Origin of the sequence: Pantoea sp. PNA 14-12 (genome assembly GCF_004364735.1) — a bacterium.
Lineage (GTDB): Bacteria > Pseudomonadota > Gammaproteobacteria > Enterobacterales > Enterobacteriaceae > Pantoea > Pantoea stewartii.
In genome coordinates this window covers 22,937-36,259 of sequence record NZ_SOAJ01000001.1, presented here as the reverse complement: position 1 = coordinate 36,259, position 13,323 = coordinate 22,937, and the positions used below count along the sequence as shown (strand labels likewise).

At 58.4% G+C, this 13,323-nt stretch carries 14 protein-coding genes; 4 read left to right on the top strand and 10 right to left on the bottom strand.

All coding sequences use genetic code 11. The features are described from left to right. Positions 1 to 9: 9 nt before the first annotated feature. From katG to hpxU, 10 genes are all read right to left on the bottom strand, one after another. Positions 10 to 2,208 (bottom strand): catalase/peroxidase HPI, encoded by a 2,199-nt coding sequence (katG, locus tag C7434_RS00200; RefSeq protein ID WP_033738531.1) that lies wholly within the window; start codon positions 2,206 to 2,208, stop codon positions 10 to 12. 137 nt (positions 2,209 to 2,345) lie between these two features. Next, entirely contained in the window at positions 2,346 to 2,681 is a 336-nt protein-coding gene (gene uraH, locus C7434_RS00195) for a hydroxyisourate hydrolase (RefSeq protein WP_006118033.1), read from the bottom strand. Then, positions 2,678 to 3,172: a 2-oxo-4-hydroxy-4-carboxy-5-ureidoimidazoline decarboxylase gene (gene uraD, locus C7434_RS00190; protein ID WP_033738529.1), complete on the bottom strand. Its 495-nt coding sequence runs from the start codon at positions 3,170 to 3,172 to the stop codon at positions 2,678 to 2,680. Before uraD ends, uraH begins: the two co-directional genes overlap by 4 nt. Position 3,173: 1 nt before the next feature. Further along, positions 3,174 to 4,427: an allantoate amidohydrolase gene (hpxK, locus tag C7434_RS00185; protein WP_054632954.1), complete on the bottom strand. Its 1,254-nt coding sequence runs from the start codon at positions 4,425 to 4,427 to the stop codon at positions 3,174 to 3,176. Beyond that, entirely contained in the window at positions 4,424 to 5,659 is a 1,236-nt protein-coding gene (locus C7434_RS00180) for an alanine--glyoxylate aminotransferase family protein (RefSeq protein ID WP_006118030.1), read from the bottom strand. The genes hpxK and C7434_RS00180 overlap by 4 nt, the downstream gene beginning before the upstream one ends. A gap of 21 nt (positions 5,660 to 5,680) precedes the next feature. Continuing rightward, positions 5,681 to 6,412 (bottom strand): amino acid ABC transporter ATP-binding protein, encoded by a 732-nt coding sequence (locus C7434_RS00175; protein WP_006118029.1) that lies wholly within the window; start codon positions 6,410 to 6,412, stop codon positions 5,681 to 5,683. Next, the gene (locus tag C7434_RS00170) at positions 6,393 to 7,049 is read right to left on the bottom strand and encodes an amino acid ABC transporter permease (RefSeq protein WP_033738775.1); all 657 of its coding nucleotides are present in this window, start codon (positions 7,047 to 7,049) and stop codon (positions 6,393 to 6,395) included. Before C7434_RS00170 ends, C7434_RS00175 begins: the two co-directional genes overlap by 20 nt. Next, on the bottom strand, positions 7,049 to 7,714 hold the full coding sequence (locus C7434_RS00165; protein ID WP_033738525.1) for an amino acid ABC transporter permease: 666 nt from the start codon (positions 7,712 to 7,714) through the stop codon (positions 7,049 to 7,051). Before C7434_RS00165 ends, C7434_RS00170 begins: the two co-directional genes overlap by 1 nt. A gap of 10 nt (positions 7,715 to 7,724) precedes the next feature. Next, positions 7,725 to 8,510, bottom strand: a complete 786-nt coding sequence (locus C7434_RS00160) for a transporter substrate-binding domain-containing protein (protein ID WP_006118026.1) — start codon at positions 8,508 to 8,510, stop codon at positions 7,725 to 7,727. A 192-nt stretch (positions 8,511 to 8,702) separates the two neighbouring features. Continuing rightward, a complete protein-coding gene (gene hpxU, locus C7434_RS00155) occupies positions 8,703 to 9,542 on the bottom strand; it encodes a MurR/RpiR family transcriptional regulator HpxU (RefSeq protein ID WP_033738523.1) in 840 nt (279 codons plus the stop codon). A gap of 157 nt (positions 9,543 to 9,699) precedes the next feature. On the opposite strand from hpxU, the gene C7434_RS00150 reads away from it, so the two are divergent. Genes C7434_RS00150 through hpxZ form a run of 4 tightly spaced genes read left to right on the top strand, consistent with a single transcriptional unit; the run spans position 9,700 to position 13,258 of the window. Next, entirely contained in the window at positions 9,700 to 11,286 is a 1,587-nt protein-coding gene (locus C7434_RS00150; protein ID WP_006118024.1) for a gamma-glutamyltransferase, read from the top strand. A 12-nt stretch (positions 11,287 to 11,298) separates the two neighbouring features. Next, a complete protein-coding gene (hpxX, locus tag C7434_RS00145) occupies positions 11,299 to 11,481 on the top strand; it encodes an oxalurate catabolism protein HpxX (RefSeq protein WP_033738521.1) in 183 nt (60 codons plus the stop codon). Continuing rightward, positions 11,478 to 12,878, top strand: a complete 1,401-nt coding sequence (locus tag C7434_RS00140; RefSeq protein WP_033738518.1) for an AtzE family amidohydrolase — start codon at positions 11,478 to 11,480, stop codon at positions 12,876 to 12,878. The genes hpxX and C7434_RS00140 overlap by 4 nt, the downstream gene beginning before the upstream one ends. Further along, entirely contained in the window at positions 12,875 to 13,258 is a 384-nt protein-coding gene (gene hpxZ, locus C7434_RS00135) for an oxalurate catabolism protein HpxZ (RefSeq protein ID WP_033738516.1), read from the top strand. Before C7434_RS00140 ends, hpxZ begins: the two co-directional genes overlap by 4 nt. Positions 13,259 to 13,323: the final 65 nt, after the last annotated feature.

Below are 13,323 nucleotides of genomic sequence, written 5' to 3'. Positions count from 1 at the left end.
TTCAGTCAGTTATTGCAGGTCGAAACGGTCCAGATTCATTACTTTTGTCCAGGCCGCCACGAAGTCAGTAACAAACTTCTGTTTCGCATCGCTGCTGGCATAGACTTCCGCCAGGGCGCGCAGGATGGCGTTGGAACCGAACACCAGATCGGCACGCGTGGCGCTGAACCTGACTTCGCCACTCTGACGGTCACGGCCTTCAAAGATCTCTTCACTGCTGTCGGTCGCACGCCAGGCGGTGCGCATATCCAGCAAGTTTACGAAGAAGTCGTTACTCAGGACGCCGACGCGGTCAGTAAAGACGCCATGATGGCTGCCGTCAAAGTTGGTCCCCAGCACACGCAGACCACCCAGTAACACCGTCAGTTCCGGCGCGCTCAGCGTCAGCTGCTGTGCTTTGTCCAGCAGCAGGGTTTCGGTTGACGAGCCGCCTTTCACGCGACGGTAGTTACGGAACCCGTCCGCCAGCGGCTGAAGCACGTTAAAGGATTCGACATCAGTTTGATCCTGACGAGCATCCACACGACCTGGCGTAAAGGGGACCTGCGCGGCCACGCCCGCAGCGGCGGCGGCCATTTCGATACCGACGCTGCCCGCAAGGACGATGACGTCAGCCAGCGAGGCCTTGCCGGATTCCTGCTGAATCTGCTGCAGTTTCGGTAACACGTCGTTAATCACGCTGGCGTTCACAGCCCAGCTATTCTGCGGTGCCAGGGCCAGACGGGCACCGTTCGCTCCGCCACGTTTGTCGCCACCCCGGAAGGTTGATGCCGATGCCCAGGCCGCTGAAACCAGCTGGCTCACGCTCAGACCTGACGCCGCGATTTTCGCCTTCAGCTCACTGATATCCGCTGGCGTGGGCTGATGAGTCGGCTGCGGTAACGGATCCTGCCACAGTAAATCTTCTTTCGGCACTTCTGGCCCGATGTAACGTGCTTTTGGCCCCATATCGCGGTGCGTCAGTTTAAACCAGGCGCGGGCGAAGGCTTCGTTAAAGGCCTGCGGATCGTTAAGGAAACGACGAGAGATTTTCTCGAACTCCGGATCAAAACGCAGCGTCAGGTCCGTAACCAGCATGGTGGGTTTACGCTTTTTCTCAGGATCGAACGGGTCCGGAATAATGGCTTCTGCGTTAACGGCTTCATACTGAATGGCCCCTGCCGGGCTATGGGTTTTCACCCACTCATATTTAAACAGGTTCTCAAAGAAGTAGTTACTCCACTGAGTTGGCGTCTGCGTCCAGACGACTTCCAGACCCGACGTAATCGCATCGGCACCGACACCGCTGCCGTAGCTGTTGTTCCATCCAAAGCCCTGAGCTTCGATGGGTGACGCTTCCGGATCGACGCCAACATGGCTGGCCGCCGCCGCACCGTGGGTTTTACCCAGCGTATGCCCGCCTGCGATCAACGCGACAATCTCTTCATCGTTCATGCCCATGTTGCCAAAGGTGGCGCGAATCGCTGGCGCGGCAGACGCCGGATCGCCGCTGGCTTCAGGCCCCTCTGGGTTCACGTAGATCAGCCCCATTTCGGTTGCGCCCAGCGGGGCGTTAGCCAGACTTTCGGGATGACGGTGGGCCAGCCACTCGGTTTCGTTACCCCAGTCCACGTCCATATCCGGTTCCCAGACGTCTTCACGACCGGCACCAAAACCAAAGGTACGGAAACCTGAGTTTTCCAGCGAAACGTTACCCGCAAGAATATAGAGGTCGGCCCAGGAAATTTTCTGGCCGTATTTCTGTTTGACCGGCCACAGCAGGCGACGGGCTTTGTCCAGGCTGACGTTGTCAGGCCAGGAGTTCAGCGGCGCGAAACGCTGCTGACCACGACCGGAGCCGCCACGGCCATCGATAGTGCGGTATGTGCCGGCACTGTGCCACGCCATGCGGATGAACAGACCAATGTAGCTGCCCCAGTCGGCAGGCCACCATGACTGGGAGTCGGTGAGCAACGCCCGGATATCGGCTTTCAGTGCGGAATAGTCCAGTTTGCTGAACTCTTCGCGGTAGTTGAAGTTTTCGCCGAGGGGATTAGAGCGGTTGGAGTGCTGGTTCAGCAGATCCACGCGCAGCATATTTGGCCACCAGTCGCGATTGCTGGTACCACTACCGGCTCCACGAGCCAGAACGCTTTCTTCTTCCGATTTACCGTGATGAAAGGGACATTTACCTGAAGCGGCTACATCATTATCTTTTGGCGTGCTCATTATCGGCTCCGTTGCCTTCACATTGTCATCGCTAAGATAACCCTGGCGTTAGCAGGAATATAGTCGGATGGGCCGAAGGTATTAATAGCCATTAGCTTTCAAGCGCAGCGAAAAAAAAGCTGCGCCCGATGGACCCGTCAACTGCCGCGATAGGTGGACCAGCTCCAGGGGGATATCAAAAAGGGCAAGTGGTAATGGCTGCCGCTTTCCGTGAGGACAAAATCAATTTGTGCGCTGACGTATAAGGTTTCCCGTCCGTCCGCGCGAAAGTAGGCGCCAATATCTGCCGTGAGGCGATACTGCCCAGGCGCAAGTGGCTCAGGTGTCAGATCCTTCAGACGACCATCGTTATCTGTGACGCCTTGTGCACAGGGAGTCCAGCCTTGTGCCGTGTGCTGTTCCAGCAACATGGCAACGCCCGGCGCGGGTTTTCCCAGCGCCGTATCCAGAATGTGAGTGCTGATGGTGCTCATGAAAAACTCTCCTTTAAGCGCAGCAGGGTGATTTCCCGCAACTGCGCCAAGGCTTCCTGTTGCTCGGTTTCCTGGCTGTTGTCCAGCCGCCGCGTGAGTTCATCAAGCAGCGTCTGTGCGCTGCGTCCTTTGGCCCGAATCAAAAATACCCGGTTAAAGCGCGCCTCATATGCCTGATTGCCCCGCACCATGGCCTGATGTAACGCGTCGTCTGCGTGTTGCATGGCCGCCTGTTCGCTACGCGACAACTGTTTTTCCTTCTCATTGCCCTGCGCCTTTTCCCCGATACGTGGATGAGCGGAGAGCGCCTGATTCAGATCGTCCTCCTGCCAGTCCTGTGTCAGCCGTTGTGCTTCAGTCAGCAGGGCATCAAGACTGTGAAACGGGCGGGCCGCCACCAGCGCCAGCTGCCAGTGCGGCAGCGCAACGCAGTGGGACAGGGCAAGCTGTGCAGCGGTTTCCGGTAACTGGTTAAAGGTCTCCAGATCCATATTAATGCTGCTCCGCAAGGAGGCAAATCGTCTGCAAATAGGCCTGAACCGCTGGCGCGACATCGGCTTCATTCACCGACTCTGCCGGATGGTGGCTGATGCCGCGGTGGTTACGCACGAACAGCATCCCCACCGGCCAGCGCTCTGCAATGGCAATAGCATCATGACCCGCCCCGCTGGGCAGCGCCAGGCAGCGTCCCTGAACGGTTTCTACCGCGTGGCTCAGCGCCTGTTGCAATCCGGCATCGCAGGCCGTTGCCGCGATACGGTAATACTCCTGCGCGCTAAAGGTTAAACCGCGACGCAGTGCAATGGCTTCCGCCTGGGTCAGCAACGAGGACAGCAACGATTCAAGTGGCGCGTCCTCGGGTCCACGCACATCCAGCGACAGATGCACCTCCCCCGGAATGACGTTCACCGCGCCCGGCGCGCAGTTCAGCGTGCCCACCGTGGCGACCAGCGGTGAAGTCTGCTCGCGCGTGGTATGCTCGATGAATACCATCCACTCTGCGGCAGCGGCCAGCGCGTCTTTACGATGCGCCATGGGTACGGTTCCGGCATGACCGGCCTCACCGGTGAAACAGCAATTGAGGCGACGGGCACCGTTGATCGCGGTAACCACACCCAACGCGAGATCTTCCTGCTCCAGGCAAGGCCCCTGCTCGATGTGCAGTTCAAGATAGGCCACGATGTCGCTGACGTTACGCGCGGCGCGTGAGATCTGGCTGGCGTCCAGGCCGACATCCTGCATCGCCTGTGCCACCGTAATGCCATTGCCGTCAGGATGGGTCGGCCAGCTGTCAGGCCAGGTGCCGGTAATGCCGCGACTGCCCAGCAGGGTAATGCCAAAACGCGTGCCTTCTTCATCACCAAAGCCGATGATTTCAATGGCCAGGGGCAGGCGACGCTGGCGATCGTGGAGCCACTGCACGGTTTCAATCGCGCTCAGCACGCCCAGCATGCCGTCATAGCGGCCCGCATTACGAACCGTGTCCAGATGCGAGCCCAGCAGCAGCGCAGGTGCGCCAGGCTGGGCGGCGTCGTAGCGGCCGCAGATATTGCCGACTTCATCCTGCCAGACCGTCATACCGGCGGCCTGCATCCACTCACCGACGCGCGCGTTGGCACGCAGGTGTTCCGGCGACAGATAAACCCGTGTCAGCCCTTGTTCGCTTTCACTGATCTCAGCCAGCGCATCACAGCGCGCCATCACGCGCCGGGCGGCAACCTGAGCCTCGCTGGCATTCATCATCATGCATGGCTCCCGTAGTGGTTCCATGCCGCCTGCGAGCCCGCGCCCTGTGGCGTGCGGTAACCGACATGCGACAACACCATTTCCAGCGCGGCCAGGGTTTGCATCACGCAGTCTTTGCGCGCGTTGTAACCCATCGTGCCGATGCGCCAGACTTTGCCATGCAGCGGACCAAACGACGTGCCGATTTCAATGCCGAAATCTTCCAGCATCAGCTTACGGACCTCATCGCCATTGACGCCCTGAGGGATCACTACGCCCAGCACGTTACTCATTTTGTTGCTGAGATCGCCAAAGGTTTCCAGCCCCATCCCCTGAATGCCTTTTAACATCGCTTCGCCGTGCAGCTTGTGGCGCGCAATCCCGTTATCCAGCCCTTCCTGCAGAATCAGACGCGCGCATTCACGCGCGCCGAACAGGGCGCTGGTCGCTTCAGTGTGATGATTGAGGCGTTCCGGGCCCCAGTAATCCATGATCATGCCGAGATCGAAATAGTTGGAGTAGATCATCTCGTCATCGCCATCCTGGTGCGCATCCGTGCGGATCCCCTGCTCTACGCATTTGCGCTGGCGGATCACCGCTGCCATCTCATCGCTCAGCGTGATCGGCGAAGTTCCTGACGGACCACCCAGGCATTTCTGCATGCCGGCGGACACCGCGTCCAGGCCCCATGCATCGGTTTCCAGCGCATTGCCCGCCAGCGACGCCGTGGCATCGGTGTAAAACAGCACACCATATTTTTTGCAGATCGCCCCCAGCTCCGCCAGCGGCTGCAGCATAGTGGTTGAGGTATCGCCCTGTACGGTCAACAGCAAACGCGGTTTTACTTTTTTAATCGCATCTTCGATCTGATCGGGCGTAAACACCTCTCCCCACGGCACCGCAATGGTGTGCACATCGGCCCGGCAGCGACGGGCAATTTCACACAGCAGATGACCAAAACGGCCATAGACCGGCACCAGCACCTTATCGCCAGGGCGAATCGCCGACAGCAGGATCGCTTCAATACCGGCGCGTGAGGTACCGTCGATCAGCAGCGTCCAGCGGTTTTCGGTGCGGAACACGCCGCGATAGAGCGCCATCACTTCATTCATGTAATGGGTCATCGCCGGATCATATTGTCCGAGCAACTGGCTCGACATCGCGCGCAGCACACGCGGATCGGCGTTGATCGGACCGGGGCCCATTAACAGGCGCTGAGGCGGATTAATTTGCGAAAATTGAGAGATATCCATAGTGAATTCCTTGTTAAGCACTCACAGACGCACAGAGGAAATAAACTGCTTTAGCTCCGCCGTCTGCGGATGGGCAAACAGTGTTTTGCTGTCCCCCTGTTCCCAGACGCGCCCCTGATGCATAAAGACCACACGATCGCCCACATCGCGGGCGAAGTTCATTTCATGGGTGACGAGAATTAACGTCATGCCTTCGGCGGCAAGTTGCTCCAGCACTTTCAGCACTTCGCCGACCAGCTCCGGGTCCAGGGCTGAGGTGATCTCATCACACAGTAATACCCGGGGTTCCATGGCCAGTGCGCGGGCAATGGCTACGCGCTGTTGCTGTCCGCCTGACAGGCTGGACGGGTAATAATCCAGCCGCTCGCCCAGCCCCACTTTTTCCAGCATACGGGCTGCCAGTTCGCGGCACTCGGCCTGACTTTTTTTCAGAACCCGACGCGGTGCCAGCATGACGTTTTCCAGCGCCGTCATATGTGGGAACAGGTTGAAGTTCTGAAATACCATCCCTACGGAGCGGCTGATTTCGCGCGCCTGTGAGTCGCGGTCGGTGATGGTCATGCCGCCGAGTTTAATGCTGCCATCCTGATAGCCTTCCAGCCCGTTCATGCAGCGCAGCAGTGTACTTTTGCCGGAACCGCTGCGACCGATAATCGAGATCACTTCTCCCATATCGATATCCAGATCCACGCCTTTCAAAACATGGTTGGTGCCGTAATACTTCTGGACCTGATTAATGGTGATGAGCGGCATTGAATTTTTTCTCCAGATACTGGCTGTAACGCGACAGCGGATAACACATCAGGAAGTAGCCCAGTGCCACCAGCCCAAAGACTTTAAACGGCTGGTAGGTCACGTTATTCAAAATGGTGCCGGCTTTGGTCAGCTCGACAAATCCGATAATGGAGGCCAGCGCGGTGCCTTTAATGACCTGCACGGCAAACCCCACTGTCGGGGCAATCGCAATGCGGATCGCCTGAGGCGCAATCACCCGCGTGAGCGTCTGACCAAAGTTCAGGCCGAGGCAGCGTGACGCTTCCCACTGCCCTTTTGGCAGCGCCTGAATACTGCCGTGCCAGATATCCAGCAAATAGGCGCTGGTATAAAAGGTCAGCGCCAGCGACGCAGCGGTCCAGGGCGCAACGTCGATGCCAAACAGCCCGACGCCAAAGAAAGCCAGAAACAGCTGCATCAGCAGCGGTGTGCCCTGGAACAGCTCGGTGTACGCGCGAATGATTCGCGTCAGCCATTTACGCTTTAACAGACGTAAAAACAGCAGAGGTAACGTCACGAGCGTACCGCCTAAAAAGGCCACCAGCGACAGGGCAATCGTCCAGCGCGCGGCCAGCAGCAGGTTGCGCACGATGTCCCAGTCGGTAAAGGTTGTCATCATACCTGCACCCCCAGCCACTTGCGGCCAATCGCCAGCAGCAGCTGACGCATTACTATCGACAACGCCAGGTAGATCAACGTGGTCACCGAGTAGACTTCGAAACTCAAAAACGTGCGTGACTGAATCAGGTTGGCGGCAAAGGTCAGCTCCTCGTAGGAGACCTGCGAGACGACCGACGATCCCAGCATCACAATGATGCACTGACTCACCAGCGCCGGATAAATCCGTTGCAGCGACGGTGGCAACACCACGCGCAGAAAGGTCTGGCTGCGCGTTAATCCCAGCACCCGACCGGCTTCCCACTGCCCTTTTGGCGTGACCTGAATGCCCGCCCGGATAATTTCCGTGCTATAGGCACCCAGGTTAACCAGCATCGCCAGCAGTGCGGCTTCCCCTGCGGTGAGTTTCAGCCCCAGGTTGGGTAAACCGAACACAATAAAGAACAGCTGCACCACAAACGGCGTATTACGAATCAGTTCGACATAGATGCCCCACAGGCGGCTTAACCAACTGGGTTTACCGCTGCGCAGCGCCGCGCCGATAATACCGATACTGACGCCGCCGACCGTCGCCAGCACCGTTAACTGGATCGTTACCCACAGGCCGGAGAGCAACTCCGGCCAGTACGGCAATAATGCAGGGAAATTAAGTTGCCCGGTCATTGCCCCATCCTTATGCGCCCAGGTTGGCTGGCAGCGGCGCTTTCAGCCACTCTTCGGACATTTTGTTCAGCGTGCCGTCTTTAATGCCCTGGTCGATCAGCGCATTCACTTTCTCTTTCAGTGCCGGCTCGTCTTTTTTCAGTCCGATATAGCACGGCGAGTCTTTCAGCATGAACTGCGCAACAGGGGCTTTAGCCGGGTTCTGACGCGTAATGGCTGCGACGACCAGGTTGCCGGTAGCGACATATTGCACCTGTCCGGAGAGGTAGGCTGATAACGTGGTGTTGTTATCTTCATAACGTTTCACCTGCGCGTCTTTCGGTGCCACCTCGCTCAGCACCATATCTTCCACCGCACCACGGGTGACACCCACCGACTTGCCGCTCAGCGCCGCGGGATCTTTCAGATGATCGCCTTTAGGTCCAAAAACGCCCAGAAAGAACGGCGCGTAAGCCCGGCTGAAATCAATTACCTTTTCACGCTCAGGATTTTTCCCCATGCTGGAGATCACCAGATCCACCTTGTCCGTCTGCAGATAAGGCACACGGTTGGCACTGCTGACCGGCACCAGTTGCAACTTAAGTTTCATCTGTTTGGCCAGATACTTTGCCATGTCGATGTCATAGCCCTGCGGTTGCAGATCGGTCCCCACGGAGCCAAACGGTGGGAAATCCTGCGGTACTGCCACCCGCAGCACGCCGCGTTTCTGGATGTCCTGCAGTTGATCCGCCAGCACGCTGCCAGCCTGTGCCATCAGTACGGCTGCCGCGACAACGGCCATTAATACTTTTTTCATTATGCACCCCGGTGAGATTATGTGAAACAAAAGATTCTTATGATTGGCATTCTGCAACTAATGTGCCAACGCAACGGGAGGGAGATAAATGCGGTTTAACGCTGAAATGGCGGCTTTTACTAAGCTCGATACGATTCCCGAGTTACCCCGGGAGACGGTCCAAAAAGGGGCAAAGCACCAAAATGGTGCCTGCTAACGGTGCTCCAGCTCATCAAGGTGCTGATAAAGATCGGCAATCTGATGAATACGCGGCCGCCCCAGCGCCAGTAATTCATGCAGCAGGGCGTTGGCGAGCAGGTTCACCAGGCTCATGGCCGAGGCGTAGCTGTCGAAGGCGGAGACGCTGTCCAGCGGGGCGCAAAACTGCCAGCGCGCCAGTGAAATCACGCTCTGCGCCTGGGGCTCACACAGCGCCAGTACCGGAATCCTTGCGCTTTGCAGCTGCTGCATTAACGGCTGAATAATGCGGGTGCGGCGGCGAAACGCAATCACGACCACCATGTCCTCCGGCGTGATGTCCACCAAATCCTCTGCCAGCGTCTGGCCCGGCTGGGGCAGAATATGCACCTGAGCACGCGTCTGAATGAGCTGCTGACGCAGATGCAGCGCCACCGGATAGGCATTGCGCATGCCAACAATATAGATACGTTTTGCCTGCGCCAGCTGGGCGATCACATCGGCGAATTGCTGGGGATCAATGCTGTTAACCCATTGTGTCAGATTGGCCATTTCCTGCTTGTAATGCCGCGACAGCAGGGTATTTCCCTGTACCGCATCCCGGTTATCCGTTAACGGCATACCGCTCTGGCGCAGGGTACGGAGCTCATCGCGCATGTCTTTATATTTGTCATAGCCCAGGCGCTTAAACAGTCGGCTCACCGTGGCTTTTGAGACACCGCTCAGGCGTGCCAGCTCGGCACTGTTATAGCTAATCAGGTCATCAAAGTGGTCAAAAATAAAGTCGGCTATACGCTGCTCCTGCGGCGAAAGCTGGGGGTAATGCGTTCTGAGTCGCTCATCAAGCTGTTTCATTCAGGTCCTGTAACTTTTGTTTCAATCGCGGGATTGCCACAGAAGCTAGCATAATTTGGGCCAGATAAACCTGTCCAGAGACGTTGTCTTCTTAAAAACTGGAACGGCTCTTGCTTAACCTTTTGCTTTGTACCCTGAAAAACAGAATGAGAAGAGCATGATTCAGAGCAATTTGGCCCCGTTAGGCATGGCCGTGACGCCGCATCATCTGGCCAGTGAAAGTGCGCTGGCGGTACTGCGGGAAGGGGGGAACGCGATTGAGGCCATGGTGGCCGCCGCGGCGACGATTGCGGTGGTCTATCCGCACATGAATGGGCTGGGCGGTGACGGATTCTGGCTGATCATGCCAGGCAAAGGCGATCCGGTTGGCATTGATGGCAGTGGCAGAGCGGGTTCGCTGGCGAATTTTGACTTCTATAAGGGGGAAACCCATATCCCTCATCGTGGACCTAAAGCGGCCCTGACGGTGGCGGGCACGGTGAGCGGCTGGCAGGCGGCACTGGACCTGTCCGCAGAACTGGGGGGAACCACCCTGCCTTTACCGCGCTTACTCCGCGATGCTGTTCGCTATGCTGCCGATGGCATTCCCGTCACCGCCTCACAAGCCGCAGCGACGCGGACGAAGCGCGACGAGCTACAGCATCTGCCTGGCTTTGCCGCCACGTTTTTACCGGACGGCGATGTGCCAGCGGAAGGCAGCCGTTTCACCCAGCCTGATTTAGCACGTACATTGAGCCTGCTGAGCGAAGAAGGTCTGGACAGTTTTTATCGCGGCACGCTGGCACAGCACCTTGCGGAAGAAATGGTCAATCTGGGCATTCCCATCACCCTGGCGGATTTACAGCAGCAACGGGCTCGCCGCGTCACGCCGCTCCATATTCGCCACAGCGAAGGCGATATCTGGAATATCACGCCACCGACACAAGGTATGGTGTCGCTGGCCATACTGGGCATCACGGATCATCTGGACATGGCGAACGCAGATGAGGTGCAAACGATCCACCGTATCGTCGAAGCCACCAAAAAAGCGTTTGCCCTTCGGGATCAGCATATTACCGATCCCCGCCATGTGGTTGAGGATCTGCAGGCACTGCTTGACGGCGAAACCCTCGCCACCCTCGCCAGCCAGATTCAGGATGATCGCGCTGCGCCCTGGGGAACCGGTCGCGGGCCTGGCGATACCGTCTGGATGGGCGTGATGGACAGCAGCGGGCTTTCCGTTTCCTTTATCCAAAGTATTTATCATGAGTTTGGCAGCGGTGTAGTGGTGCCCGGCACCGGACTTGTCTGGCAAAACCGGGGCGCGGCTTTTAGCCTCGATCCCGACCATATGCTGGCGCTGGCGCCCGGTAAACAACCCTTCCATACGCTGAATCCTGCCGCCGCACGCCTGAAGGATGGTCGCACCATGGTATACGGCTCCATGGGCGGCGATGGCCAGCCGCAAACTCAGGCAGCCATTTTTACCCGCCATGTTATTCAGCGCCTGCCGCTGCAGCAGGCCGTTAGCGCACCTCGCTGGCTGCTGGGGCGGACCTGGGGCCAGCTGTCGGACTCGCTCAAACTGGAAAGTCGCTTCGCGCCCGACACCCTGGAGGCGCTACGTGCGTTAGGACATGACGTGGAGTCGCTGCCGGCCTACAGTGAGGCCGTCGGCCATGCAGGTGCCATTGTTCGTCACAACAACGGTATGTTTGAAGGCGCAAGCGATCCGCGCAGCAACGGCAGCGCCGCCGGTTTCTGACAGGAGTAAATCATGAATCAGAGTGACTGGGCAGCCTATATTGCCCAAATGGAGCAAATCCTGAACGTGGAACTGGACGAGGATCGCCGTGTCGCCCTGCTACAACAGATGACGCGCATTGCCGATATGGCGGCCCCGTTGATGGCTTATCCGCTGGACGACCGGCTCGAAGTCGCAGGAGTGTACAAAGCATGAGACCAGACGAGGTTTCCATTCAGGCACTTCAGCAGGCGATTCAGCACGGTGATATCAGCGCCCGTGAAGTGGCGGAGCAGACACTGACCGCGATTGAGAAACAGAATCCGCAGCTTAATGCCTGGACGGATATCACCGCAACGCGGATGGTGCAGGAAGCGGATGCGATAGACAAGCAACGCCTGCGCGGCGAGACCTTGCCGCCGCTGGCGGGCATTCCCTATGCGGTAAAAAACCTGTTTGACGTGCAGGGGTACACTACCCTGGCGGGGGCCAGACTGTTTCGTCAGCGTCCGGCCGCAACCCGGGATGCCTTTGCCATCACCCAACTTCAGCAGGCCGGTGCCCTGCTTTCCGGCATGGTCAACATGGATGCCTATGCCTACGGTTTTACCACCGAAAATACCCACTACGGGGCGACGCACAACCCGCATGATCTGGCGCGCATTGCGGGCGGCTCATCCGGCGGTTCGGCCGCCGCCGTGGCAGCGGGACTGGTGCCTTTCTCGCTGGGGACGGACACCAACGGCTCAATCCGCGTCCCGGCTTCCCTGTGTGGGATTTTTGGCCTGAAACCGACTTTTGGCCGCTTATCCCGCAGCGGCAGCCATCCGTTTGTCGCCAGCCTGGATCATATCGGTCCCTTTGCCCGTCGGGTGGACGATCTGGCCCTGGTTTACGATCTGCTGCAAGGGCACGACAGCACGGATGCCTTCCAGGCCGATCGCCCGCTGGCAGCCACCTTACCGCAGCTGAAAAACGGTGCACAGGATTTGCGCTGCGCCGTACTGGGCGGCTTCTTTTCGACCTGGTGTAATGATGATGCCCGCGCGGCGCAATTACAGGTGGCGCAGGCGTTACAGGCTCAGGACGACGTGGTAATCGCGGAGGCTGAGTTAGCGCGCTCGGCCGCCTTTATTATGACCGCCTCTGAAGGCGGCAATCATTACCTGCCTGCGCTGCGTCAGCAGCCCGACCTGTTTGAGCCCCATTCGCGTGAACGCCTGCTGGCTGGTGCGATGCTGCCCGCGGCATGGTATGTTCAGGCCCAGCGCTTCCGCCGCCACTTTCAGCAGCAGGTCGTCCCGCTGTTTGCGCAGTACGATGTGCTTATCGCCCCTGCCACGCCATGTAGCGCGCCGTTAATTGGTCAGGAAACGATTGCCATTAACGGGCAGAATCTGCCGACGAAGGCCAGCATGGGCATGCTGACGCAGCCGATCTCCTTCCTTGGACTTCCCGTCTGTACTGTGCCGATGACGACGGCGAGCGGTTTACCGATTGGCGTACAGTTAATTGGCGCCCCCTTTAACGAACAGGCTGTCTTACGCGCAGCCTGTGCCCTTGAACAACAAGGACTGACATTTTCGCCCACCCGCAGGGCAGGAGCACAATGAATACTGACGCGATTAATCTTCCCGAGGTGCTGAACGCCGTTACCGCCGCGTTCTACCGTTATGAAAAGGCGCTGACGGGCAACGACATTGCCGTCCTGGATGAGATGTTCTGGCACGATCCGCGGACCGTGCGCTTAGGCGCTGGCGAGAACCTGTACGGCATCGATGAAATCCGCGCGTTTCGCGCGGCAAGACCGTCGGCGGGGCTGGACCGCACGCTGCGCAATACGGTGATCACCACGTTTGGTGACGCGTACGCGGTGTGCAGCACCGAATTTACCCGGGCGGGCACGGAGAAAATTGGCCGTCAGCAACAGACCTGGGTGAAGTTTCCGCAGGGCTGGCGCATCGTAGCAGCGCAGGTCAGTCTGATGAGCTAAGCCCGGCGGAGCAGTCATATGTTAAGGCCGGGAGGCCTGAGTCTAACGCTTCACGCCGCGAAAGC